This window comes from Streptococcus sp. 27098_8_73, assembly GCF_041432495.1.
Lineage (GTDB): Bacteria > Bacillota > Bacilli > Lactobacillales > Streptococcaceae > Streptococcus.
Genome location: NZ_JAPVZT010000011.1, coordinates 16,006 through 39,559 on the forward strand (window position 1 = coordinate 16,006; position 23,554 = coordinate 39,559).

The following is a 23,554-nucleotide window of genomic DNA, read 5'->3' on the forward strand; positions in this document are numbered from 1 at the left end:
AGCGTGTATGAAAACTCCATTTATCAGTCGTGAGCGCTTGGCGGAGCTGACCGCGCAGTTTCCAACGCCTTTCCATCTTTATGATGAGAAGGGAATTCGAGCGAGAGCGCGGGCTTTGCATGAGGCTTTTGCTTGGAATTCTGGTTTTAAGGAATATTTTGCTGTCAAGGCGACACCAAATCCTGCTATTTTAAAAATCCTCAAGGAAGAGGGCTGCGGGGTGGACTGTGCTAGCTATGTGGAGTTGCTCATGAGCCAAAAGCTGGGCTTTGCTGGGGATGAAATTATGTTTTCGTCCAATAATACGCCAGCCGAGGAATTTCGTTTTGCGCGGAAGCTGGGAGCGACCATTAATCTAGATGCTTACGAAGACGTGGCTTTCTTGAAGGAAGTGGCTGGGATTCCCAAGGTGATTTCTTGCCGCTATAATCCCGGCGGTGTCTTTGAGCTGGGGACCAGCATCATGGATCATCCAGAGGAAGCCAAGTTTGGTATGACCAAGGCGCAACTGATTCAGGCCTTCAAAGAGCTCAAGGAGCTGGGCGCGGAGACATTCGGCATCCATGCCCTCTTAGCCTCTAATACTGTCAGCAATGACTACTATCCAGCACTGGCGCGTCAGCTTTTTGAGCTGGCTGTAGAAGTCGTGGCTGAGACAGGAGTCGAGCTAGACTTTATCAATCTGTCTGGCGGTGTCGGGGTCAATTATCAGCCTGATGGCGAGGAAAATGATATTGCGGTTATCGGTCAGGGTGTCCGTCAAGCCTATGAGGAAATTCTGACACCAGCTGGTCTGGGGCAGGTCAAGATTTTCACAGAGCTGGGCCGTTTTATGCTGGCGCCTTTCGGTCTCTTGGTGACCAAGGTGACTCACAAAAAGCAAACCTATCGGACCTATCTGGGAGTGGATGCTTCTGCGGTTAATCTCCTGCGTCCCGCTATGTATGGAGCTTATCACCATATTACCAATATGGATCGGCCAGAAGGACCGACGGAGATTGTCGATGTGGTCGGCAGCCTCTGTGAAAACAACGACAAATTTGCCATCCAGCGGGAGCTACCTGTCAGTCAGATTGGCGATACGCTGGTCATTCACGATACCGGTGCCCACGGCTTCTCCATGGGCTACCAATACAATGCCAAATTGCGCTCTAGCGAGATTCTCCTAGAGGAAAATGGTCAGGCTCGCATGATTCGTCGGGCAGAGAGACCAGAAGATTATTTCGCCACTCTCTATGGCTTTGATTTTGAAAAATAGAGATAATTTGGTATAATAAAGAGTAATGTAAAAAATGAAATAGGAGTTCGGATTATTATGAATACATTGTTAGCAATTTTATTGATTATGCTGGCTTTCTTTGGTGGGATTTTACTTGGTATGTACTTGCTTCGCCGTCAGGTCGAGAAGGAATTTGCGGAAAATCCACGCCTAAATGTAGAAGCGGTGCGGATGTTGCTCAGTGCCAATGGTCAAAAACCAAGTGAAGCACGTGTTCAACAAGTTTACCGTCAAATCATCAACCAACAAAAAGCAGCAGTTGCTAAAAATAAAAACAAAAAATAAGCTTCTCTTAGCCGTCCTTTGGTGGCATACGGAGATTTATATATAAAAAATGGGGATTTGGGCTAGGCTTCCAATCCCTTGTTTTAGAAAGAAGACTGTATGGATAACCGACCGATTGGATTTTTAGACTCTGGGGTGGGCGGTCTGACTGTTGTCCGTGAATTGATGCGGCAACTCCCCCACGAGGAAGTGGTTTATATAGGTGATTCGGCTCGGGCTCCATATGGTCCTAGGCCGGCGGAGCAGATTCGGGACTATACTTGGCAGTTGGTCAATTTTCTCTTGACCAAGGATGTCAAGATGATTGTTATTGCCTGCAATACTGCCACAGCTGTTGTCTGGGAGGAAGTCAAGGCTAAGTTGGACATTCCTGTCCTAGGTGTGATTTTGCCCGGAGCTAGCGCTGCCATCAAATCTACGACTGGTGGCAAGATTGGGGTCATCGGGACTCCTATGACGGTTCAGTCCGACATTTACCGAAAAAAGATTGAGGCTCTCTCTCCTGAGATGGAGGTTCAGAGTCTGGCTTGTCCTAAGTTTGTCCCGCTGGTGGAGTCAAATGAGCTCCAGTCCAGCCTGACTAAAAAGGTGGTCTATGAGACTCTCCATCCTCTGGCGGGCAAGGTGGATACCCTTGTCTTGGGCTGTACTCATTATCCTTTGCTTCGGCCGATTATTCAAAATATGATGGGGCCAAGCGTCAAGCTGATTGACAGCGGGGCTGAGTGTGTACGGGATATTTCTGTCCTGCTCAATTATTTCGAAATCAATCGTAGTCGTGAAAAGCACGAACTGAACCATCGTTTTTATACTACAGCCAATGCTAAGAGATTTGCGGAAATCGCTGAAAACTGGCTGAATCTGAAAGTCAATGTGGAGCATGTGACCTTATGACAAAGAACATTTATGAATACAAAGATGCCTCTGACTGGTATGTAGCTGAATGGGGGCAGAGTGCCTCTTATAGTGAATTCGAGCAGGTGCCAGCTGAAGCTTCTGAGATTTTAGACCGCCTAGAGAGTATTTTGGCGGAAGAAGAGCTAGGCCTGCCCTTAAATATCACGGTCATTCGCTATGGTTCAGCCTTTCGCTTTTTGACCTTCTTGCTGGATGTTTTAAATCAGGAAACGGGTCGAAAGTTAGAATTGTTGCAGCGACAGGGAGCCCTTCTCTTGGCTGAAGGAGGAAAACTCCTCTATGTCCATCTGCCCCAAAATGGTGTGGATTTACAAGCCTTTCTAGGAGCAAAAGATGTCAAGGATACCCTCTTGATTGCGACTCGAAATGAGGGCAAGACAGCAGAGTTTCGCAAGCTTTTCGGGAAATTGGGCTATGAGGTGGAAAATCTGAATGACTATCCTGATTTGCCAGAAGTGGCTGAAACGGGTATGACCTTTGAAGAAAATGCCCGCCTCAAGGCTGAAACGATCAGCCAGTTGACTGGCAAAATGGTTTTGGCAGATGATTCCGGCTTGCAAGTAGATGTCTTAGGCGGCCTACCAGGCGTCTGGTCTGCTCGCTTTGCTGGCGTTGGTGCGACGGATGATGAAAACAATATCAAGCTCTTGCATGAGCTGGCTATGGTCTTTGATATTAAAGACCGCTCTGCTCATTTCCACACGACTCTGGTGGTCGCAAGTCCAGATAAGGAATCCTTAGTTGTCCAAGCGGATTGGCCGGGCTACATTGCCCATGAGCCCAAAGGTGAAAATGGCTTTGGCTATGATCCTTTGTTCTTAGTCGGAGAGACAGGAAAAACGTCAGCTGAGCTGACAATTGAAGAGAAAAATGCCCAGTCCCATCGTGCGCAAGCAGTGCAAAAATTAATGGAGGTATTTCCAGCATGGCAAAGCAAACAATCATCGTAATGAGCGATTCCCATGGGGATCGTGCCATTGTCGAAGAAATGAAACATCATTATCTAGGAAAAGTCGATGCTATTTTCCATGATGGAGACTCAGAATTACCTTTTGAGGATGAAGTCTGGGAAGGAATCCATGTCGTAGCGGGGAATATGGACTTTTATCCTGGTTATCCAGAGCGGCTGGTGACAGACTTGGATGGGACTATTATTGCCCAGACCCACGGGCACCTTTTCAATATCAACTTTAGCTTTCAAAAGCTGGATCTCTGGGCTCAGGAAGTAGGGGCAGATATCTGTCTCTATGGCCATTTGCATGTTCCAGATGCTTGGATGCAAGGCAAGACTCTCTTCCTCAATCCGGGCTCCATTAGCCAACCTCGCGGCTCAATCAACGAACGTCTCTATGCTAAGGTAGAGATTGATGATGACCGTTTTAAAATTGATTTCTATACGCGAAATCATGAACTCTATCCAAGCTTGTCCAAGGAGTTTTCCCGATGATTGCTAAGGAATTTGAAGATTATCTGCTGCAACATGAAGCCACTTTTTTGACACCTGGGGAGAATTTAGCGGTCATGATTGACACGCACAATGTGGATCATGCTATTCTCTTGCTTAGCCAGATGACCTATTCGCGCATTCCAGTGGTGACTGCGGAGAAAAAGTTCGTTGGCACCATTTCTCTGACAGATATCATGGCCTATCGGATGCAGCATGAGCTGGCAGAGGAAGAGTTTATGTCTATGGACATTGTCTACATGACACGAAAGGATGGTCTGACTGTCGAGCCAGATTACAAGATTGCGGACGTTTTGCACAAGCTGGTGGATGAGTCTTTCCTGCCTGTTGTGGATAAAGAACAACATTTTTATGGCATCATTACTAGAAAGTCGATTTTAAAAGCTGTAAACTCGTTGATGCATACCTTCACGAGTCAGTATGAGATTTCCAAAAAATGAAAGAACATATCACTCCTTTTTTAGAACAAAAAAATATCTCGGAAAATTCAAAATTAGCCTATTCCTACGATTTGGAGCAATTCATCAATGAAATCCACAGCAAGGTGACGGAAACCAATTTGCGGATTTATCAAGCCTCTATCAAGGATTTCAAGGCGGCTGTCCAGAAGCGGAAGCTCTCAGCGGTCAATCAATTTCTTTACTATCTTTACGAGAACAAGATGATTGGTGAATTTCACCGCTTGACTCTGCCCAAAGTCGCTATTTCCAAGGAACTGGGAAGCGAGCTGATAGACTTATCAGCCTTTTGGGAAACTTCTACGGTACCACAAGGCCGGCTGATAGCGCTCTTGATTTTGGAAATGGGTCTCTTGCCAAGTGAAATCCTGCAGGTCAAGGTTGAAGATGTCAATCTTGATTTCCAGGTTTTGCGGATCGAAAAGGCTGGGCAGAAGCGGATTATTAAGATTCCTGAAAGTCTGACGAGTGAATTGGGCGCTTATTTGTCAGGGACTTATTTATTTGAAAAAAATGGTAAGTCCTATTCGCGCCAATGGGGCTTTCGCCAGCTGGAGGCTTTCTTGATCGAGCAGGGGCAGGCCAGCTTGTCAGCCCAAAGCCTGCGGGAGCAATTTATCCTGCGCCAGCGGGAAAAGGGTGTCGGTATCTACGACATCGCTCGTGATCTGGGCTTAAAGACAGTGATTACATTAGAAAAATACAGATAAGAATGGATATCAAGTTAAAAGATTTTGAGGGGCCGCTAGACTTGTTGCTCCACCTCGTATCCAAGTATCAGATGGATATTTACGATGTGCCCATTACCGAGGTCATCGAGCAATATCTGGCTTATGTATCTACTTTGCAGGCTATGCGGCTAGAAGTAACGGGAGAATACATGGTTATGGCCAGCCAGCTCATGCTGATTAAGAGTCGCAAGCTCTTGCCCAAGGTGGTGGATCAGGTGGACCCGGAGGACGATCTGGAGCAGGATTTGCTGAGTCAGATTGAGGAATATCGGAAGTTCAAGCTGCTAGGCCAGAAAATGTCCCTCCAGCATGAGGACCGGGCTCTTTACTACTCCAAGCCCAAGCTGGAACTGGTCTATGAAGACGCTGAGCTCCTGCACGACAAGACAGCCGTTGATCTCTTTTTAGCTTTTTCCAAGGTGATGACCAAGAAGCAGGAGGAGTTTTCCAAGAGTCATACGACCATTGTGCGAGATGAGTACAAGATCGAGGACATGATGGAAGTAGTGCGCCAGCGCTGTCGGGCTCATAAACGTTTTGCCCTGCAGGATATTTTTGCAGAAACCAAAGACATGAATGAAGTGATTACGCTCTTTCTAGCAACCTTGGAGTTGGTCAAGGTTCAGGAGGTGCAGGTCATTCAGGAGGAAAACTTTGGAAATATTTATTTAGTAGGAAGAAAGAATGAGTAAATTAGCAGAGATTGAAGCCCTGCTTTTTGTGGCGGGGGAAGACGGTCTGAAAGTTCATCAGCTATCAGAAATCCTCTCCTTACCGCCGACTGGTGTCATCCAGAGTTTGGAAAAATTGGCGGAGAACTATCGGGCAAATCCTGACTCCGGCTTGACCTTGCTGGAAACGTCAAAGACTTATAAGTTGGTCACCAAGCCTGAATTTGCTGAGATTTTACGAGAGTATTCGCGGGCTCCAATTAACCAGAGCTTATCCCGTGCTGCACTGGAAACCTTGTCGATCATTGCTTACAAGCAACCCATTACAAGGGTGGAGATTGATGATATTCGCGGGGTCAATTCCAGCGGGGCGATTTCGAAGTTACTAGCCTTTGAGCTGATTCGGGAAGATGGTAAGAAGGAAGTCATTGGTCGTCCCAATCTCTATGTGACGACGGACTATTTCTTGGACTACATGGGCATCAATCATTTGGACGAGCTGCCAGTTGTGGACGAAGCGGAGCTCATTGCTGAGGAAAGTCAGCTTTTCGGAGAGTGATAACTTAATCCTAAAGGGACGTTTTCTGAACGCTTCCAAGTTTTGAGGGAGACACTGCTTTCCCTATTTGCCATTTTTCCAGCTGTTAAAGTTGTGAAAATGGTCTTTGTATCTTGTGAAAGGATAATATCGATGAGAATCAATAAATACATTGCCCATGCGGGAATTGCCAGTCGGAGAAAGGCTGAGGAGCTGATTAAGCAGGGGCTGGTGACCGTTAATGGTCAGGTAGTGCGTGAGCTAGCAACTACCATCAAGTCGGGCGACCGAGTGGAAGTAGAAGGCCAGCCTATCTACAATGAAGAAAAGGTCTACTACCTGCTCAATAAACCGCGTGGGGTGATTTCTAGTGTGACCGATGACAAGGGGCGTAAGACAGTCGTTGATTTGCTGCCACAGGTCAAGGAGCGGATTTATCCTGTTGGTCGACTGGACTGGGACACTTCTGGTGCCTTGATTTTGACCAACGACGGTGACTTCACAGATGAAATGATTCACCCGCGAAATGAAATTGACAAGGTCTATGTAGCGCGTGTCAAGGGTGTAGCCAATAAGGAAGTTCTGCGTCCGCTGACCCGCGGTCTGGTCATTGAGGGCAAGAAAACCAAGCCAGCTGTCTATGAGATTCTCAAGGTCGATCCAGTGAAAAATCGCTCGATTGTTCAGCTGACCATCCACGAAGGGCGTAATCATCAGGTCAAGAAGATGTTTGAAGCGGTGGGGCTGCCAGTGGACAAGCTTTCACGGACTCAGTTTGGACATCTGGATTTGACTGGCCTCAAGCCGGGTGAGGCACGTCGATTAAGTAAAAAGGAAGTCAGCCAGTTGCATAACTTAGCTGTGACCAAGACTAAGAAAAAATGATTAAGAAAATATTGATAGCGCCGGTTCGATTTTACCAGCGCTTTATTTCACCTGCCTTTCCGCCTTCCTGTCGCTTTCGGCCGACTTGTTCCAATTACATGATTGAAGCCATCGAAAAACACGGAGCCAAGGGGGTGCTGATGGGCTTGGCAAGAATTGGTCGCTGCCATCCTTGGTCCGAGGAAGGGGACGATCCAGTCCCAGACCATTTTAGTCTTCGGCGAAATAACTCTAAAACAGATTTAGAACGGAAATAGCCTCGTTTCCGTTTTTTGCTAGAGAATAAAGTTCAGCCTTAGCAATTACTATCAGCTTTTCAATATTTTTGTTATAATGTTTTTTATGAGAGTTGTTTCAGGGAAGTACGGGGGCAGACCCCTTAAGACATTAGATGGTAAGACAACGCGACCTACGACAGATAAGGTCAAGGGCGCGATTTTTAATATGATTGGGCCATATTTCGATGGCGGTCGGGTGCTGGATCTGTATGCAGGCAGCGGTAGTCTGGCGATTGAGGCGGTATCTCGTGGCATGGAGTCTGCTGTTTTGGTTGAAAAAGATCGGCGGGCACAAGCTATCGTGGCAGAAAATATTGCCATGACCAAGGAAGCAGCGCGCTTTGAACTGCTCAAGATGGAGTCGAGTCGGGCACTGGAGCAGTTGACTGGCCAGTTTGATCTGGTTTTACTAGATCCGCCCTATGCCAAGGAGCAGATTATTGCGGATATTGAAAAAATGGCGGAGCGCAAGCTCTTGAGCGAGGAGATTATGGTTGTTTGTGAGACGGACAAGTCGGTTGATTTGCCAGAAGAAATCGCAGACTTGGGTATCTGGAAGCAAAAAATATATGGAATTTCAAAGGTGACGGTCTATGTCAGATAAAATTGGGCTCTTTACAGGGTCATTTGATCCCATTACTAATGGACATGTGGACTTGATTGAGCGGGCCAGTCGGTTGTTTGATCGCTTGTATGTGGGAATCTTCTACAATCCTCACAAAGCAGGATTTTTTAGCATCCATGCGAAAAAAAGAATGGTTCTAGCGGCTTTGGCGCATTTGGAAAATGTGGAAGTCATCACTTCCCATGATGAATTGGCGGTCGATGTGGCAAAAAGGCTGGGTGTGACTACTCTTGTCCGCGGTTTACGCAACGGTCAGGACTTGGACTATGAAGCTGGCCTGCATTTTTTTAATAAGGAATTGGCACCTGATTTGGAGACCGTATTTCTGCTGAGTCAGCCGGCTTACCGATATATCAGTTCTTCAGCGATGCGGGAATTGATCGCTTTTCAGCAGGATCTTTCTGCCTATGTGCCAGCAAGTGTGATTGAGGAGTTAGAAAAAAAAAATGAATAATGACATGACAAATCCGAAAAAGATGACGAAGGAAAATAAACGTGGTTTAACAGTAGTTGGTTGTGCTGGAGTGGCCTCGATTATCGTGCTTGTGCTCTTCCTATTTTCTTTCATTGTTCCATTGCCTTACTATATTGAGGTGCCTGGAGGCGCAGAAGACATTCGGAAGGTTCTGACTGTGGACGGAAAAGAGGACCAGGCAGCAGGTTCCTATAACTTTGTAACTGTTGGAATCCAGCATGCAACCTTTGCCCACCTGGTCTACGCTTGGCTGACGCCTTTTACGGATATTTATTCGGCTCAGGATATGACGGGTGGCTCAAGTGATGCTGAGTATATGCGCATTAACCAATTTTATATGGAAACGTCGCAGAATATGGCCAAATATCAAGGTCTCAAAGCCGCAGGAAAAGACATCAAGATGAACTATCTGGGTGTCTATGTTCTAAAAGTAGCTCCGAATTCGACCTTTAAAGGAATTTTGAATATTGCGGATACGGTGACGGGAGTCAATGACAAGACCTTTGAAAGCTCGGAAGATTTGGTCAAATATGTCAATTCTCAGGCCTTGGGCGATAGTGTCAAAGTGACCTACGAAGAAGATGGAAAAACCAAGACGGCGACGGGGAAAATCATCAAGCTGGAAAATGGCAAAAACGGAATTGGCATTAGTTTGATTGACCGCACGGAAGTCAACAGCAGTGTTCCGATTGAATTTTCGACCGAAGGCATCGGTGGTCCCAGTGCTGGCCTCATGTTTAGCCTAGCCATCTATACTCAGCTGGCCAATCCAGACCTGCGAGACGGCCGCGTGATTGCGGGAACGGGCAGCATTGACAGAGAGGGCAAGGTCGGTGATATTGGTGGGATTGACAAAAAAGTCGTCTCTGCTGCTAAGATCGGAGCAACAATCTTCTTTGCTCCGGATAATCCTGTCAGCGAGGAAGAAAAAAAGGCTAATCCCAAAGCCAAGACCAACTATGAAACGGCGCTTGAAGCAGCTAAGGAAATCAAAACAGATATGAAAATCGTACCGGTTAAGACTCTTCAGGACGCGATTGATTATTTAGAAAAAACCAAAAAATCTTAGTTTCAGCTAAGATTTTTGTCTTTTAGAGACGAACGAAGGGTGTTTGTTATTAAATCGTCTGACTTTTTACAGAAAGATCTTTTTCTTCTGAAAAAATATAAATTCCCCTTGTTTTGTGATAAAATAATATGAAGTAAGATAGATGAGTGACAAAGGATAGGTATGCGTAAAGAGATTTCACCCGAGTTATATAATTACAATAAATTCCCTGGCCCAGAATTTAAGCAAATGGGCAGCAAGATAATTGCAGAAAAATTTGAGTTTGAATTGGTTGAGAATTATAAAGAGGCCTTTGACTTGACGGCCTTTCACCAACGCTTTTCAGAAATTCTGAACAAATTTGACTATATTGTCGGCGATTGGGGCAATGAACAGTTGCGATTGCGCGGTTTTTATCGGGATGAGAAAGCCAAGGAAAATGCAGAGAAAATCAGCCGTTTGCAAGACTATCTGCTAGAATATTGTAATTATGGCTGCGCCTATTTTGTTTTGGAAAATGCTCAGCCAAGACGGGCCGCCTTTGACAAAAAATCCCACCATAAGAGAAAATCGGATGGCAAAAAACATTTAGAAATTTCTAGGGAACGTGGCTCTAAAAAAACGAAGGACGATCAGCAAAAACATCGTCCAAAGGCAAACAAGAACAAACAACAGAAACAAGGCAAACAGGCAAAGCAAGCGGCATCTAGCCAATCGCAGCGCCATTTTGTCATTCGTCAGAAATAAAGGAGAAACATGAAACCATCGATTTATAGCTTAACGCGAGAAGAAATGATTGAATGGGCAGAAGCTCAGGGAGAAAAGAAATTCCGTGCTAGTCAGATTTGGGAGTGGCTCTATCGTAAGCGGGTCCAGTCTTTTGAAGAGATGACCAATCTGTCCAAGGACTTGATTGCTAAGCTCAATGATCAGTTTGTTGTCAATCCGCTTAAACAGCGCATCGTCCAAGAGTCTGCTGACGGAACGGTCAAGTACCTTTTTGAGCTGCCGGACGGTATGCTGATTGAGACGGTGCTCATGCGCCAGCACTACGGACTTTCTGTCTGTGTGACCACCCAAGTTGGCTGCAATATCGGCTGTACCTTCTGTGCTTCCGGCTTGATTAAAAAGCAACGTGACCTCAATAATGGTGAGATTGTTGCGCAGATTATGCTGGTGCAGAAGTATTTTGACGAGCGTGGTCAGGACGAGCGGGTCAGCCACATCGTCGTTATGGGAATCGGCGAGCCTTTCGATAACTATAAGAATGTCTTGAAGTTTGTACGGACGGTCAATGATGATAAAGGTCTGGCCATCGGTGCCCGCCATATCACCGTTTCGACTTCAGGGCTGGCTCATAAGATCCGTGACTTTGCCAATGAAGGCGTTCAGGTCAATCTGGCTGTTTCACTGCACGCACCCAACAATGAACTACGTTCTAGTATCATGAAAATCAACCGTGCCTTTCCGATTGAGAAGCTCTTTGCGGCCATTGAATATTATATCGTGACCACTAACCGCCGGGTGACCTTTGAGTACATCATGCTCAATGAAGTCAATGACGGGGTAGAGCAGGCCAAGGAACTGGCTGAGCTGCTCAAGAACATTAAGAAGCTGTCTTATGTCAATCTCATTCCTTACAACCCAGTTAGCGAGCACGACCAATACAGCCGCAGTCCCAAAGAGCGCGTGATGGCCTTCTACGATACCCTCAAGAAAAACGGAGTCAATTGCGTGGTTCGTCAGGAACATGGTACAGATATTGATGCAGCCTGCGGCCAGTTGCGTTCCAATACTATGAAGCGAGATCGTGAGAAAGCACTTGTTGAGAATGTTCAGCCTTAAGAATTATTTGACTTCAGATGGTGAGCTGACGGCTCGAGGCTGGAAATTGCTAGCAGGAGGATGCGGACTCTATTTCTTGATGCTCTGCATCCTGTGCTTTATTCCTCAGGTTCCAGAGCCGGGAATGGAGACGCCAGGTATCCAGTACTTTGGTCGAGTAGTGGTTCTCTTGGTTCCTTTTAATTCCTTTGTTAATATTGGCGAGATTACTTCTTGGATCCAGCTGGTCAAGGTCTTTATCCAAAATCTAGCCAATATCTTCTTGCTATCACCCTTAATCTTTCAATTGCTTTGCCTCTTTCCGAAATTGCGGAATACCAAGAAGGTTGTATGGCTGAGCTTCGGGATGAGTCTGTCTATCGAAATGACTCAGATTCTGCTGGACCTTCTTATCAACGCCAATCGAGTCTTTGAGATTGATGATCTCTGGACCAATACTTTGGGCGGTTATCTGGCTTGGCGGACTTTTCAGCTCGGTCAGAAAATCTGGAAAAAACGTCAAGACGACGCTTTCAAGAAAGATTAGCAAAGGAAATGTTCGGATTTTATAGAATTTTTTATAAAAAATAATTCTTTTTCCGTTTTTTCTCTTGACAAAAGACTTTGGAAGCTTTATAATTCTAGACAATCATCAGAAAAGTAATAATTTTTTCTGCTTTCAGGGAGCCTGTGGTTGGTGGAAACAGGTAGTGGGAGGTTATGAAGTGGGCTGATGCAAAAAAATGAATTTGAAGCAATAAAAATTCGGTGAGCACACCTTACAGTGCAGCTTGTTGTTAGACAAGGCAGAGATATGGAGGCAGTCTATACTGACTCCATGATTGAGGTGGCACCGCGATTTTACGCCCTCACACAGAGTTTTTCTGTGTGTGGGTTTTTGTTTTGCTTGAAAATAAAGAAAAGAGGAAATCAAGATGACAGAAACTAAAGGATATTTTGGACAATTCGGCGGCTCCTTCGTACCGGAGCCTATCCAAGCCTTGCTGGATGAATTGGAAGCGACTTTTGAGAAGTATAAGGATGACCCAGAATTTTTAAATGAATACCGACATTATTTGGCAGATTATTCAGGTCGGGAAACCCCGCTCTACTTTGCAGAAAGTTTGACTCAGCATCTGGGCGGAGCGAAGATTTATCTGAAACGGGAAGATCTCAATCATCTGGGCTCCCATAAGCTTAATAATGTTTTGGGGCAGATTCTTCTAGCTAAGCGCATGGGCAAGACCCGAGTCATCGCTGAAACTGGAGCTGGTCAGCATGGTGTGGCAACTGCGGCAGCAGCAGCTAAGTTTGGTATGAAGTGCGATGTTTACATGGGGGCAGAGGATGTAGAACGCCAGCGCCTTAATGTCTTTCGCATGGAAATGATGGGGGCGACTGTTCACGCGGTGGAAACAGGAACCAAAACCCTCAAGGATGCTGTGGATGCAGCCTTTGGAGCTTGGATGAGTGATTTGGAAGCCTTCTATGTTTTGGGTTCGGCTGTCGGACCTCACCCCTATCCGACCATTGTCCATGAGTTCCAAAAGGTGATTAGTGAAGAATCTCGCCGTCAGATTTTGGACAAGGAAGGCCGCTTGCCAGACTATGTTATTGCTTGTGTAGGCGGCGGCTCCAATGCTATCGGTGCTTTCTCCCAGTATGTGGCGGATGAAGAAGTCAAGCTGGTGGGTGTTGAAGCGGCTGGACGGGGTCTTGATACAGACCAGCATGCGGCGACCATGAGCAAGGGAAGCGTCGGAGTGGTGGACGGTATGAAGACTTACGCTGTCTTTGCTGAAGATGGTCAGGTAGCGCCGGTTTACTCCATTTCAGCAGGCTTGGACTATCCTGGAGTTGGTCCCGAACATGCTTTCTTTAAAGATTCTGGTCGAGTAGAATACGTAGCAGCGACAGATGATGAAGCTGTGGATGCCTTGCTCCTCTTGACACAAAAGGAAGGAATATTGCCGGCAATTGAAAGCTCTCACGCCATTGCTGAAGCTATCAAGCGAGCTCCGCAATTGTCATCTGACCAAATCATCGTTATCAACGTATCTGGTCGTGGAGACAAGGATGTGGCAGCCATTGCCGACTATCTAGAAAAACGAAAATAAAATACCCAGCAGAAGAGTAATAACATCCCTCCTTTCAGAGAGTCTGTGGTTGCTGAGAACAGGCAGGAGAAGTTATGAAATGGGCTGCTGGAGACAATATTTTGTCCTTTAGTTGATCTTTTATTACTTTGTTAGCCTACTTTGCTGTAAACCAGTATGCTGCCTTGTACTAAAAGTAACTTAAATGACTATAATAGCAAATGAGATGTGGAGCCTAAAAACTCCATAACTGAGGTGGCACCGCGATGACACGCCCTCACAGGATGAACTGTGTGGGCGTTTTTCTGTAGTTCTGGAGCAAGTTATGACAGTGGACAGGTGCTATCTGTTCTTGCAAATGCAGTCATAACTAGCAGATTGCACCTCCTTGAACGCTTCTGATTAAATAGAAAGAAACATTATGCAAAAGATTTTACCAGCTGATATTTTATCGCCGATTCTAGCTTATATGCGGATTCAGGGCGACCACAAGGTGATTTTGGAGAGCATTCCGAGAGATAGCGAGACAGCTCGTTTTTCTATCCTAGCTTATAATCCAGTCTTTGAAGTCCGCTATGAAAATGGCCAGTTAACAAAGAACGGGCAAGTAATTGAGGCAGACCCATTGGACTATCTGCATGAGTTAGCAGTAAAGAAAGATCATCATTCAGACCTGCCTTTTGGTGGTGGAGCCATCGGCTTTGTCGGTTACGATATGATTTCCCTCTATGAGGAGATTGGCCAGATACCAGCTGATGTGATTGGAACGCCGGATATGCACTTTTTCGTCTATGAGAGTCACATGGTTTTTGACCACAAAAAAGACAAGGTCTATATCGTTGAGGAGGCGCTCTACAGTGATAGAAGCGAAGCTGATTTGGCTGCTAGTCTGGAGCGTATCATGGCTGAGCTGGCGCATCCTGCGGGAGCTGAATTTTCACCGCTGGAACTGTCCAGTTTGAACTTCCAGAGTCATATCGAGCAGGCAGCTTTTGAAAAAATGGTGGAAGAAGCGCGCAGCTTGATTCGGCAGGGCGACATGTTCCAATGCGTGCTCAGTCAGCGCTTTTCAGCAGAATATTCTGGTAGACCGCTGGATTACTATCGAAATCTGCGTGTGACCAACCCTTCCAATTATCTCTATTTTTATGACTTCGGGGATTATCAGATTATCGGAGCCAGCCCGGAAAGTCTGGTGTCTGTCAAGCAAGGTCAGGTTACGACCAATCCTATCGCTGGAACCAGACCGCGCGGGAAGGATGAGAGAGAGGATAAGTCCTTGGCGAAGGAGTTGTTGGCTGACGAGAAGGAAGTGGCGGAACACCGCATGTTAGTTGATTTGGGGCGTAATGATATCGGTAAAATTGCTCAGAATAACAGCGTGGAAGTCACTAAGTACATGGAAGTGGAGTATTTCCGCTATGTCATGCACCTGACCAGTGTAGTTCGTGGTCAGCTTCTGCCTCAACTGACAGCTATGGATGCGCTCAAATCAACCTTGCCAGCTGGTACCGTCTCGGGTGCGCCTAAGATTCGAGCCATGAAACGCATTTATGAGCTGGAGCAGGAAAAGCGTGGCGTTTATGCGGGGGCTATCGGCTATCTGTCTGCGACAGGCGATATGGATGTTGCCATCGCTATACGCACTATGGTTTTGAAAAATGGCAGAGCTTACGTTCAAGCTGGAGCGGGTATTGTTTATGACTCGATCCCTACTAATGAATACCAAGAAACCATCAACAAGGCCAAATCAATGACCAAGATAGGAGAGATGCAATGATTTTATTGATTGATAATTATGATTCTTTTACTTACAATCTAGCCCAGTATATCGGCAATTTCGCAGAAGTTAAGGTCTTGCGAAATGATGATGCAGGCCTTTATCAGGCGGCAGAAGAAGCGGATGCTTTGGTGCTGTCTCCGGGTCCAGGCTGGCCAGCAGATGCAGGACGGATGGAAGAGCTTATCCGCGATTTTGCTGGTAAGAAGCCGATTTTGGGAATTTGCTTGGGGCACCAAGCCATTGCAGAAGTATTTGGCGGAAAGCTAGGTTTGGCTCCCAAAGTCATGCACGGCAAGCAAAGTATTCTGCGCTTTGAGGGGAAATCACCTATCTATCAAGGAATAGAGGATGGGCAGCCAGTCATGCGCTATCATTCGATTTTGATTGAGGAGATGCCAGAGGACTTTGAAGTGACAGCTCGGGCAGTTGATGACAACTCGATCATGGCTATCCAGCACAAGCACCTGCCGATTTATGGTTTTCAGTATCATCCAGAAAGTATTGGTACGCCAGACGGCCTGTCTTCCATTAAAAATTTCATCGACTTAGTAAAATAGGGGAAGAATTATGAAAGAAATTATTGCAAAATTAGCAAATTTTAAGGATTTAAGCAGCTCGGAAGTGTCAGATGTGCTAGAGCGCATCGTTACTAGAAGAGTAACGGAAACACAAATTGCAGCCTTTTTGCTGGCTCTCAAGATGAAAGGGGAAACGGTAGAGGAACGGACAGCCTTGGCTCAGGCTATGCGAGGCCATACTCCGCAGATCCCTACTACAATCCGCACAGCCATGGACAATTGTGGAACTGGTGGTGACAAATCATTTAGTTTTAATATTTCGACCACAGCGGCCTTCGTATTAGCAGGTGGTGGGATCAAGATGGCTAAGCACGGCAATCGATCCATTACCTCTAAATCAGGTTCGGCTGATGTCTTAGAAGCTTTAGGGATTAACCTAAACATGGATACAGCCAGCTTGGGTAAGGTCTTTGATCAGACGGGGATAGTCTTTCTTTTTGCTAAAAACCTTCATCCAGCTATGAAATATATCATGCCAGCTCGTCTCAGTCTAGGTGTTCCCACTATCATGAACTTGACAGGGCCGCTCATCCATCCTATGGTTTTAGAAACCCAGCTTTTGGGCACCAGTCGGCCAGATATGCTGGAGAGCACGGCAGAAGTTTTGAAAAATATGGGCCGCAAGCGTGCGGTGGTCGTGTCGGGTCCAGATGGTCTGGACGAGGCCGGTCTTCATGGTCGTACCCAGTACGCTTTGCTGGCAGATGGGGAGATCAGCCTGCATAGCTTTCTACCGTCAGATATTGGCATGGAAGAAATTCCTCTTGAAGCGATTCGTGGAGGTAATGCCAAAGAAAATGCAGATATTCTGGTATCTGTCCTGCAAAATCAAGCCGGCCCTTATCTGGAAATGACAGTTCTGAACGCAGGTCTAGGCTTCTTTGCCAATGGGAAAACAGACAGCATAGAAGAAGGAATAGCTTTGGCCCGTCAAGTGATCGCTAGTGGCGCAGCCTATGAAAAACTCAAGCAACTACAGGAGTATCAGAAATGAGCAAAGAATTTCTCCCGACCATTCTAAAGCAAAAAGAGCAGGAAGTGGCAGTCATGTCTTATGAAGAGCTGCGGCCCCTGCGCTCGACCTATTCTCTCTATGAGTATCTCAAAAGTCATCCTCAAGAGCTGCAGCTGATTGCTGAGGTCAAAAAAGCCAGCCCCAGTCTGGGAGATATTAATCTCGGTGTGGATATTGTGGAGCAAGCCCGCACTTATGAACGATGCGGTGCAGCTATGATTTCGGTCCTGACAGATGAGATTTTCTTCAAAGGACATCTGGATTACCTGAGAGAGATTTCTAGTCAAGTGACCATTCCAACCCTCAATAAGGACTTTATCATTGATGAGAAGCAGATTGTTCGCGCCCGCAATGCAGGAGCAACGGTTATTCTTCTGATCGTGGCTGCCTTGCCTGAAAAGCGGCTACAAGAACTCTATGATTTTGCGACGGGGTTAGGCTTGGAAGTTCTGGTCGAAACCCATAATCTGGCGGAGCTGGAAATTGCCCATAGAATAGGAGCACAGATAATCGGTGTCAATAACCGCAATCTAGTCACTTTTGAGACAGGTATCAATACAAGTCTTCAGCTATCTGCCTATTTCAAAGATGACAGGGTTTACGTATCAGAGTCCGCTATTTTCAGCAAGGAAGATGCTGAGTTGGTAGCTCCTTATTTCCATGCGATTTTAGTCGGAACAGCCCTGATGCAGGCTGAGGATGTGGCAGAAAAAATCAAGGAGCTGAAAATTGACAAAGGTTAAGATTTGCGGCTTATCAACGGTCAGCGCTGTGGAAACGGCCTGCCAGGCTGGTGCAGATTACATTGGCTTTGTCTTTGCTGAAAGCCGTCGGAGAGTTAGTTTGGAGCAAGCTCAGAAGCTAGCTGCTTTGGTGCCAGCTGCTGTTCGAAAGGTAGGAGTTTTCGTCTCTCCGAGCTTGTCGGAGCTGCAGGAAGCTATTTCAGTGGCAAATCTGGATTTGGTGCAGATTCATGGCGATTTTAATGAAGATCTTCTGACTGAGATCGGCCGGCCGGTTATTCGAGCGTATCAGGTCAAGGGAGCGTTAAAAGGAGTCAGCCAACAAGCGGACTACCTGCTATTTGATGCCCCTCTTGCCGGTAGTGGTCAGACCTTTGACTGGCAAGCTTTTGATAAGAGTCAAATCCACCAGCCCTTCTTTATCGCCGGTGGTTTGAATGCAGGGAATGTCCGAGAAGCGATTCAGCACTTTGCCCCTTACGCAGTTGATGTCTCAAGCGGGGTCGAGACTGACGGACAGAAGGACTTAGAAAAGATAAAAGAATTTATAGAAAGAGTGAAAGATGGCATATAATCAACCCAATCAAGAAGGATTTTACGGTGAGTTTGGCGGACGCTTTGTTCCAGAAACGCTGATGGCAGCAGTTTTGGAGCTAGACAAAGCCTATCGTGAGAGTAAAAAAGACCCAGCCTTTCAGGCTGAGCTGGATGAGTTGCTGAAGCAGTATGTAGGGCGAGAAAACCCTCTCTATTTTGCTAAGAATCTGACAGCCTATGCTGGTGGCGCTAAGATTTATCTGAAGCGGGAAGATCTCAATCATACTGGCGCCCATAAAATCAATAATGCCCTAGGCCAGGTTTTATTAGCCAAGAGGATGGGCAAGAAGAAAATCATTGCAGAGACTGGTGCGGGTCAGCATGGAGTGGCCACTGCCACAGCTGCAGCCCTTTTCAACATGGACTGTACTATCTATATGGGAGAAGAAGATGTCAAGCGCCAAGCTCTCAATGTCTTTCGGATGGAACTTCTGGGAGCCAAGGTAGAGTCTGTGACCGATGGTTCTCGAGTCCTCAAAGATGCAGTCAATGCTGCCTTGCGAGCTTGGGTGGCTCAGGTCGATGATACTCACTATATTATGGGCTCAGCCTTGGGACCCCATCCTTTCCCAGAGATTGTCCGTGACTATCAGAGCGTGATTGGGCGTGAGGCTAAGCGCCAGTTTGCTGAGCAAAATGCAGGTGCCTTGCCGGATGCTTTAGTGGCTTGTGTTGGCGGTGGTTCCAATGCTATTGGGCTCTTTTATCCCTTTGTAGATGATAGCACAGTGGCTATGTATGGAACAGAAGCAGCTGGGAGAGGCGTGGATACAGATGAACACGCTGCGACCTTAACCAAGGGCCAGCCGGGTGTTTTGCACGGTGCCTTGATGGATGTCTTGCAGGATGAGCAAGGGCAGATTCTTGAAGCTTTCTCTATCTCTGCCGGGCTGGACTATCCGGGCATCGGTCCTGAACATTCTCATTTTAATGCTATCAAACGTGCCACTTATGTCCCAGTCACGGATGAAGAAGCTTTGGAAGCCTTCCAACTCCTGTCTCGTATTGAAGGGATTATCCCTGCTCTAGAGTCTAGTCACGCTATTGCTTACGCAGTTAAGCTGGCTAAGGAGTTGGGACCAGATAAATCAATGATTGTCTGCCTATCCGGCCGTGGTGATAAGGATGTCGTTCAGGTAAAGGAACGCTTGGAAATTGAAGCGGCTCAAAAAGGAGGTGCCCATGACTAAAACACTCACTCAGCATTTAGAAGCCATCAAAAAAGCAGGTAAGGGAATTTTCCTTCCATATATCATGGCTGGTGATCATGAGAAAGGTTTGGCAGGATTACCAGAAACCATCTCATTTTTGGAAAACTTGGGTGTGTCAGCCATTGAAATCGGTCTGCCATTTTCAGATCCTGTTGCAGATGGACCTGTTATTGAAGAAGCCGGTCTGAGAAGTCTTGGCCACCATACTTCAACCAAGTCTTTAGTCGCAAGCTTGCAAAATTTGGACACTCAGCTGCCTCTCATCATCATGACCTACTTCAATCCTATTTTCCAGTACGGGCTCAAAGATTTTGTCAAGGATTTGGCTACGACGCCGGTTAAAGGATTGATCATTCCGGATCTACCCTACGAGCATAGGGACTTTATCCTGCCTCTGCTGGAAGATTCAGATATCGCTCTTGTTCCTTTAGTGAGCCTGACGACTGGCCTAGAACGTCAGCAGGAGTTGATTAAGGATGCAGAAGGTTTTATTTACGCTGTAGCCATCAACGGTGTGACGGGTAAGAGCGGAAGCTACCGCGATGATTTGGACCAGCATTTGAGTAGACTCCATGATATTGCAGAGATTCCAGTACTGACGGGCTTTGGTGTTTCGACTTTAGAGGATGTTGACCGTTTCAATCAAGTCTCAGACGGAGTTATTGTTGGATCTAAGATTGTCAAAGCTCTTCATGAAAAGGACGCTAGTATAGTAGCCTTCATCCAAGAAGCAGCAGCTTATAAGAAATAATCACCATCACACCAAACAAAAGACAGGGTACAAATGCTAGCCTGTCTTTTTTCTTTTTGAAGCAGAAACAGGCGAGGCCAGAGAAACTAGCGATTTGGATAAGGATGAGAGTCTCCGTCAGGCTGAAAATAGCTGAGCAGGACGCTAGAAAGAGAAAGTCTCCAGCGCCAATACGAAGATTATAAAAGAAGGCTAGAAGTCCTAGGATCAAAAAGAAAATCATGAGCGGATTGATACCTGCTGTAGCCATCAGTAAGAACTGAAAAATCAGCCAGATTAGGAGAGGGTATTCTTGCTCACGCTGATCGTAGATGGCTAAGGTCAGGCCCATAGTTAGCAGTAAGAGCTGGGCTAGCGAAAGATAACCTAAACTCCAGCTTAGAAAAAGCAAGCCCAGCACTAACTCAAAAGCAGCATACCAGACAGGAAGACGAATCTTGCAGAAACGGCAGCGGAAGCCATTAAGCAACTGAGACAGGATAGGGATCCAATCCCGTGCTCTGAGTATCTGCTTACAGTTATCACAGTGGCTGCTTGGAGAGATGATGGACTGGTTAGGGAAGCGGTCAATGACTAAGCCTAGAAAGGAGGCGAGAACCGTTCCAACGAGAAAAAAGTATAGATGAATCATACTTCTTTATTCGCGATTTTGAGCAGAAAAATTTTGAAATTTTACAACTTTTCTAATAAAGTAAAATTTTGAGTTTTAATACTTGACTTTCTTAATTAGAAACATTATAATTAAAACATAATCAATAAAGATTAGAATGATTACAAATAAAAAGAGAGGTATCATTATGACTCAAGTAAAACATGGCGCTGCAGCAGACGTAGCAACTTTCACTAACCAAAATTCTTTACCAAAAACAAAAGCAGTTCTTAACCAAGTGGTTTCAGATCTTTATACAGCTCGTATCGCTCTTCATCAAGTTCACTGGTATATGCGTGGTGCAGGCTTCATGGTATGGCATCCAAAAATGGACGAATACATGGATACAATTGATGGAACCTTGGATGAAGTCAGCGAACGCTTGATTACTCTGGGTGGCAAGCCTTATTCAACTCTGACAGAGTTTATCCAACACAGCAAAATTGAAGAAAAAGCTGGCGAATTCAGCAAGAATGTTGAAGAAAGCTTGGAGCGCGTGATTGAAATCTTCCGTTATCTGACAGATCTTTACCAAGAAGCTCTGGATGTGACAGATGAAGAAGGCGACGATGTAACCAATGATATCTTCGTTGGTGCTAAGGCAGACCTTGAAAAGACGATCTGGATGTTGACAGCTGAACTTGGCCAAGCACCAGGTTTGTAAAATGATGTATAAAGAGGCTGGGACAAAAGTCCTAGCCTCTCAATTGTTTTTGGATTGTCGAGCAAGACGCAGTGGTTGAGTGGGCTCTACTACGCTGATTTCATCAGCTTTTACAGCCCTACTCAACTGTGCGGAGGTAGGACGACGAAATCGAATTCTAACCAATTACCGATTTCTGTCCCACTCTCTGTTTTTTCTTAAGGATTGTTTAAGCTTCTTCCCTTATACTAAGATTATCAAATGAAGACCTCCTAACTTTGTTTGATAGAACTCCTAAACTTTTCTTTTTCATAATAATCTCCTGAAAAGGCAGCCTATGTGGCTGTCTTTTCTGTTTTGTCATCTTGAAAACTTTGCTAAAATCTGATAAAATATAGCTCATGAAAACACTCTATGATGTGCAGCAATTTCTTAAAAATTTCGGGATCATTATCTATATGGGCAAGCGTCTTTATGATATTGAGATGATGAAAATTGAGTTGGAGCGGATTTACGATGCTGGCCTGATGGATAAGCTTGATTATCTGGAGGCTGAGGCGGTCCTGCGCAGAGAGCATCAAGTAGAGTTAAAGTATTTAGAAGATAAAGGGAGAAACTAGAATGGGAATTTGGATTTTATGGGCAATCTTGCTGGGAATGTTGGCTTGGATGGGCTTCAATTATTTCCGTATTCGTCGTGCAGCTAAGGTAGTAGATAATAGTGAGTTTGAAGGCTTGATTCGTCAGGGGCAATTGATTGACCTGCGTGATCCATCGGATTTCCATCGCAAGCATATCTTGGGGGCGCGCAATATTCCGTCTCAACAGCTTAAGTCTAGTATCAATGCACTTCGCAAAGACAAACCAGTTCTTCTATATGAAAACAGCCGTGGGCAACGTGTGACTAATGCGGCAATCTACTTGAAGAAGCAAGGTTTTAATGATATTTATATCCTGTCTTACGGTCTTGATTCATGGAGTGGCAAGGTAAAGACAAGCTGATTCTTTGTAGAAATATATACAAAGTTAACTACCTATAATTTAATCGGTCTGATTTTAGGCAATTCTCATCAAAAAGAAACTCAATTAGATTATAAAACAGAAAGAATTCTTAATATCGTCGGTATTGTTATTTCTGTCATCAACTGGATTGCAGGAATTCTTCTGACTATGAATGGATTTGTGTAATAAATAATAAAAAGGCTTGAATAAGCCTTTTTGTTTTACCAAGTTTGTTCCAAATAGCCTCTGATAATCTCGAGTTCGGAAGGATTCAGCGGTCGATAGCTGCCTTCTGCTAGATTGGGATCCAGCTGAAAATCACCGAAATGAGTGCGTTTGAGATAGGTGACTTTGACACCAACTGCTAGAAACATTTTCTTGACCTGATGGAATTTTCCTTCAGAAATAGTAACTGAGGCGGTGGAGTGCTCGGGGCTGGCTGTATGAATCTGAAGTTGGGCAGGTTTGCATTGAGTTCCGTCCAGAAAGATAATGCCTTGCTGAAAAGCGTTTGTGACTTCTTGGTCAAGAGGGCCGTTGACTTCGACATAGTAGGTCTTTGCGATATGGTATTGTGGATGGAGGAGTTGAAATCCCAGTGGCCCATTATCTGTAATCAGGAGCAGGCCACGTGTGTCGCGATCCAAACGGCCGATGGCGTAAAGCTGGTCGTTAAAATCTTCTGGGGCAATTAGATCTAGGACAGTCATCTTGTCCGAGTCAGAATTAGCAGTGACAGTACCGGCGGGCTTGTTCATCAGAAAATAATGGTGGGCTAGGTGGTTTAAAGCTTTACCAGCCAGGCTAATGGACTGGAGGCCACTATCGACATTTTGACTGAGAGAGCGAGCTGCTTGACCGTCAATTAAAATCTGCCTTAGTCGCAGTTTTTGTTTCATATCTTTTCGGCTAATCTTAGCTAGGGCTAAGAATTTATCAAGGCGCATGAGTTTTCCTTTCAAAGGTTGGAATCGATTCTTTTTCTCCTTTTATCATACTCTTTCGG

At 45.6% G+C, this 23,554-nt stretch carries 30 protein-coding genes and 1 pseudogene; 29 read left to right on the forward strand and 2 right to left on the reverse strand.

All coding sequences use genetic code 11. The features are described from left to right. The first annotated feature begins 7 nt into the window (after positions 1 to 7). From O3651_RS07995 to trpA, 25 genes are all read left to right on the forward strand, one after another. Positions 8 to 1,258, forward strand: coding sequence for a diaminopimelate decarboxylase (locus O3651_RS07995; RefSeq protein WP_371610133.1), 1,251 nt, complete (start codon positions 8 to 10; stop codon positions 1,256 to 1,258). 57 nt (positions 1,259 to 1,315) lie between these two features. Next, positions 1,316 to 1,564 carry a YneF family protein gene (locus tag O3651_RS08000; protein ID WP_015605536.1) on the forward strand — a complete coding sequence of 83 codons (249 nt, stop codon included), beginning with the start codon at positions 1,316 to 1,318 and terminating at the stop codon, positions 1,562 to 1,564. Positions 1,565 to 1,663: 99 nt separating this feature from the next. Continuing rightward, the gene (gene racE / locus O3651_RS08005) at positions 1,664 to 2,458 is read left to right on the forward strand and encodes a glutamate racemase (protein WP_125371384.1); all 795 of its coding nucleotides are present in this window, start codon (positions 1,664 to 1,666) and stop codon (positions 2,456 to 2,458) included. Next, entirely contained in the window at positions 2,455 to 3,432 is a 978-nt protein-coding gene (locus O3651_RS08010; RefSeq protein ID WP_371610134.1) for a nucleoside-triphosphate diphosphatase, read from the forward strand. Before racE ends, O3651_RS08010 begins: the two co-directional genes overlap by 4 nt. After that, entirely contained in the window at positions 3,408 to 3,929 is a 522-nt protein-coding gene (locus tag O3651_RS08015) for a metallophosphoesterase (protein ID WP_371610135.1), read from the forward strand. The genes O3651_RS08010 and O3651_RS08015 overlap by 25 nt, the downstream gene beginning before the upstream one ends. Continuing rightward, the gene (cbpB, locus tag O3651_RS08020) at positions 3,926 to 4,387 is read left to right on the forward strand and encodes a cyclic-di-AMP-binding protein CbpB (RefSeq protein ID WP_371610136.1); all 462 of its coding nucleotides are present in this window, start codon (positions 3,926 to 3,928) and stop codon (positions 4,385 to 4,387) included. Before O3651_RS08015 ends, cbpB begins: the two co-directional genes overlap by 4 nt. Further along, positions 4,384 to 5,115 (forward strand): site-specific tyrosine recombinase XerD, encoded by a 732-nt coding sequence (gene xerD / locus O3651_RS08025; protein ID WP_371610137.1) that lies wholly within the window; start codon positions 4,384 to 4,386, stop codon positions 5,113 to 5,115. The genes cbpB and xerD overlap by 4 nt, the downstream gene beginning before the upstream one ends. A gap of 2 nt (positions 5,116 to 5,117) precedes the next feature. Further along, the gene (locus O3651_RS08030) at positions 5,118 to 5,828 is read left to right on the forward strand and encodes a segregation/condensation protein A (protein WP_371610138.1); all 711 of its coding nucleotides are present in this window, start codon (positions 5,118 to 5,120) and stop codon (positions 5,826 to 5,828) included. Then, positions 5,821 to 6,366, forward strand: coding sequence for an SMC-Scp complex subunit ScpB (gene scpB, locus O3651_RS08035; RefSeq protein ID WP_371610139.1), 546 nt, complete (start codon positions 5,821 to 5,823; stop codon positions 6,364 to 6,366). The genes O3651_RS08030 and scpB overlap by 8 nt, the downstream gene beginning before the upstream one ends. A gap of 132 nt (positions 6,367 to 6,498) precedes the next feature. Further along, positions 6,499 to 7,230 carry a pseudouridine synthase gene (locus O3651_RS08040; protein WP_371610140.1) on the forward strand — a complete coding sequence of 244 codons (732 nt, stop codon included), beginning with the start codon at positions 6,499 to 6,501 and terminating at the stop codon, positions 7,228 to 7,230. Continuing rightward, entirely contained in the window at positions 7,227 to 7,487 is a 261-nt protein-coding gene (yidD, locus tag O3651_RS08045; protein WP_081108142.1) for a membrane protein insertion efficiency factor YidD, read from the forward strand. The genes O3651_RS08040 and yidD overlap by 4 nt, the downstream gene beginning before the upstream one ends. Positions 7,488 to 7,572: 85 nt before the next feature. Beyond that, positions 7,573 to 8,112, forward strand: a complete 540-nt coding sequence (rsmD, locus tag O3651_RS08050) for a 16S rRNA (guanine(966)-N(2))-methyltransferase RsmD (RefSeq protein ID WP_371610141.1) — start codon at positions 7,573 to 7,575, stop codon at positions 8,110 to 8,112. Next, the gene (coaD, locus tag O3651_RS08055; protein ID WP_371610142.1) at positions 8,102 to 8,587 is read left to right on the forward strand and encodes a pantetheine-phosphate adenylyltransferase; all 486 of its coding nucleotides are present in this window, start codon (positions 8,102 to 8,104) and stop codon (positions 8,585 to 8,587) included. Before rsmD ends, coaD begins: the two co-directional genes overlap by 11 nt. 22 nt (positions 8,588 to 8,609) lie before the next feature. Then, positions 8,610 to 9,677, forward strand: a complete 1,068-nt coding sequence (locus O3651_RS08060; protein ID WP_037586341.1) for a SepM family pheromone-processing serine protease — start codon at positions 8,610 to 8,612, stop codon at positions 9,675 to 9,677. A gap of 162 nt (positions 9,678 to 9,839) precedes the next feature. Then, positions 9,840 to 10,403, forward strand: coding sequence for a YutD family protein (locus O3651_RS08065; protein ID WP_371610143.1), 564 nt, complete (start codon positions 9,840 to 9,842; stop codon positions 10,401 to 10,403). A gap of 9 nt (positions 10,404 to 10,412) precedes the next feature. Further along, positions 10,413 to 11,501 (forward strand): 23S rRNA (adenine(2503)-C(2))-methyltransferase RlmN, encoded by a 1,089-nt coding sequence (gene rlmN, locus O3651_RS08070; RefSeq protein WP_371610144.1) that lies wholly within the window; start codon positions 10,413 to 10,415, stop codon positions 11,499 to 11,501. Next, on the forward strand, positions 11,488 to 12,027 hold the full coding sequence (locus tag O3651_RS08075; RefSeq protein ID WP_371610145.1) for a VanZ family protein: 540 nt from the start codon (positions 11,488 to 11,490) through the stop codon (positions 12,025 to 12,027). The genes rlmN and O3651_RS08075 overlap by 14 nt, the downstream gene beginning before the upstream one ends. Before the next feature lie 388 nt (positions 12,028 to 12,415). After that, positions 12,416 to 13,597 carry a tryptophan synthase subunit beta gene (gene trpB / locus O3651_RS08080; protein ID WP_371610146.1) on the forward strand — a complete coding sequence of 394 codons (1,182 nt, stop codon included), beginning with the start codon at positions 12,416 to 12,418 and terminating at the stop codon, positions 13,595 to 13,597. Positions 13,598 to 13,997: 400 nt separating this feature from the next. Further along, on the forward strand, positions 13,998 to 15,356 hold the full coding sequence (gene trpE, locus O3651_RS08085) for an anthranilate synthase component I (protein ID WP_371610147.1): 1,359 nt from the start codon (positions 13,998 to 14,000) through the stop codon (positions 15,354 to 15,356). Then, entirely contained in the window at positions 15,353 to 15,916 is a 564-nt protein-coding gene (locus tag O3651_RS08090) for an aminodeoxychorismate/anthranilate synthase component II (RefSeq protein ID WP_371610148.1), read from the forward strand. Before trpE ends, O3651_RS08090 begins: the two co-directional genes overlap by 4 nt. Before the next feature lie 10 nt (positions 15,917 to 15,926). After that, positions 15,927 to 16,931, forward strand: coding sequence for an anthranilate phosphoribosyltransferase (trpD, locus tag O3651_RS08095; protein WP_371610149.1), 1,005 nt, complete (start codon positions 15,927 to 15,929; stop codon positions 16,929 to 16,931). Then, positions 16,928 to 17,695 carry an indole-3-glycerol phosphate synthase TrpC gene (trpC, locus tag O3651_RS08100; protein WP_371610150.1) on the forward strand — a complete coding sequence of 256 codons (768 nt, stop codon included), beginning with the start codon at positions 16,928 to 16,930 and terminating at the stop codon, positions 17,693 to 17,695. Before trpD ends, trpC begins: the two co-directional genes overlap by 4 nt. Further along, positions 17,682 to 18,269 carry a phosphoribosylanthranilate isomerase gene (locus O3651_RS08105; RefSeq protein WP_371610151.1) on the forward strand — a complete coding sequence of 196 codons (588 nt, stop codon included), beginning with the start codon at positions 17,682 to 17,684 and terminating at the stop codon, positions 18,267 to 18,269. Before trpC ends, O3651_RS08105 begins: the two co-directional genes overlap by 14 nt. Continuing rightward, a complete protein-coding gene (trpB, locus tag O3651_RS08110; protein WP_371610152.1) occupies positions 18,259 to 19,482 on the forward strand; it encodes a tryptophan synthase subunit beta in 1,224 nt (407 codons plus the stop codon). The genes O3651_RS08105 and trpB (O3651_RS08110) overlap by 11 nt, the downstream gene beginning before the upstream one ends. Beyond that, positions 19,475 to 20,254, forward strand: a complete 780-nt coding sequence (trpA, locus tag O3651_RS08115; RefSeq protein ID WP_371610153.1) for a tryptophan synthase subunit alpha — start codon at positions 19,475 to 19,477, stop codon at positions 20,252 to 20,254. The genes trpB (O3651_RS08110) and trpA overlap by 8 nt, the downstream gene beginning before the upstream one ends. Here the strand turns inward: trpA and O3651_RS08120 are convergent. Next, positions 20,223 to 20,885 (reverse strand): A24 family peptidase, encoded by a 663-nt coding sequence (locus O3651_RS08120; protein WP_371610154.1) that lies wholly within the window; start codon positions 20,883 to 20,885, stop codon positions 20,223 to 20,225. The two genes, trpA and O3651_RS08120, sit on opposite strands and share 32 nt — an antisense overlap. Positions 20,886 to 21,051: 166 nt before the next feature. Between O3651_RS08120 and O3651_RS08125 the strand changes: the two genes are divergently transcribed. From O3651_RS08125 to O3651_RS08140, 4 genes and pseudogenes are all read left to right on the forward strand, one after another. After that, positions 21,052 to 21,567, forward strand: coding sequence for a DNA starvation/stationary phase protection protein (locus O3651_RS08125; protein ID WP_371610155.1), 516 nt, complete (start codon positions 21,052 to 21,054; stop codon positions 21,565 to 21,567). A gap of 380 nt (positions 21,568 to 21,947) precedes the next feature. Beyond that, on the forward strand, positions 21,948 to 22,166 hold the full coding sequence (locus O3651_RS08130) for a YqgQ family protein (RefSeq protein WP_005590812.1): 219 nt from the start codon (positions 21,948 to 21,950) through the stop codon (positions 22,164 to 22,166). Between the two features lies 1 nt (position 22,167). Further along, positions 22,168 to 22,548 (forward strand): rhodanese-like domain-containing protein, encoded by a 381-nt coding sequence (locus tag O3651_RS08135; protein ID WP_187422018.1) that lies wholly within the window; start codon positions 22,168 to 22,170, stop codon positions 22,546 to 22,548. 39 nt (positions 22,549 to 22,587) lie between these two features. Next, a pseudogene (locus tag O3651_RS08140) lies at positions 22,588 to 22,734 on the forward strand (DUF4190 domain-containing protein); the annotation flags it as partial. A 35-nt stretch (positions 22,735 to 22,769) separates the two neighbouring features. Here the strand turns inward: O3651_RS08140 and O3651_RS08145 are convergent. Then, positions 22,770 to 23,495, reverse strand: coding sequence for a 16S rRNA pseudouridine(516) synthase (locus O3651_RS08145; protein ID WP_371610156.1), 726 nt, complete (start codon positions 23,493 to 23,495; stop codon positions 22,770 to 22,772). Positions 23,496 to 23,554 lie beyond the last annotated feature (59 nt).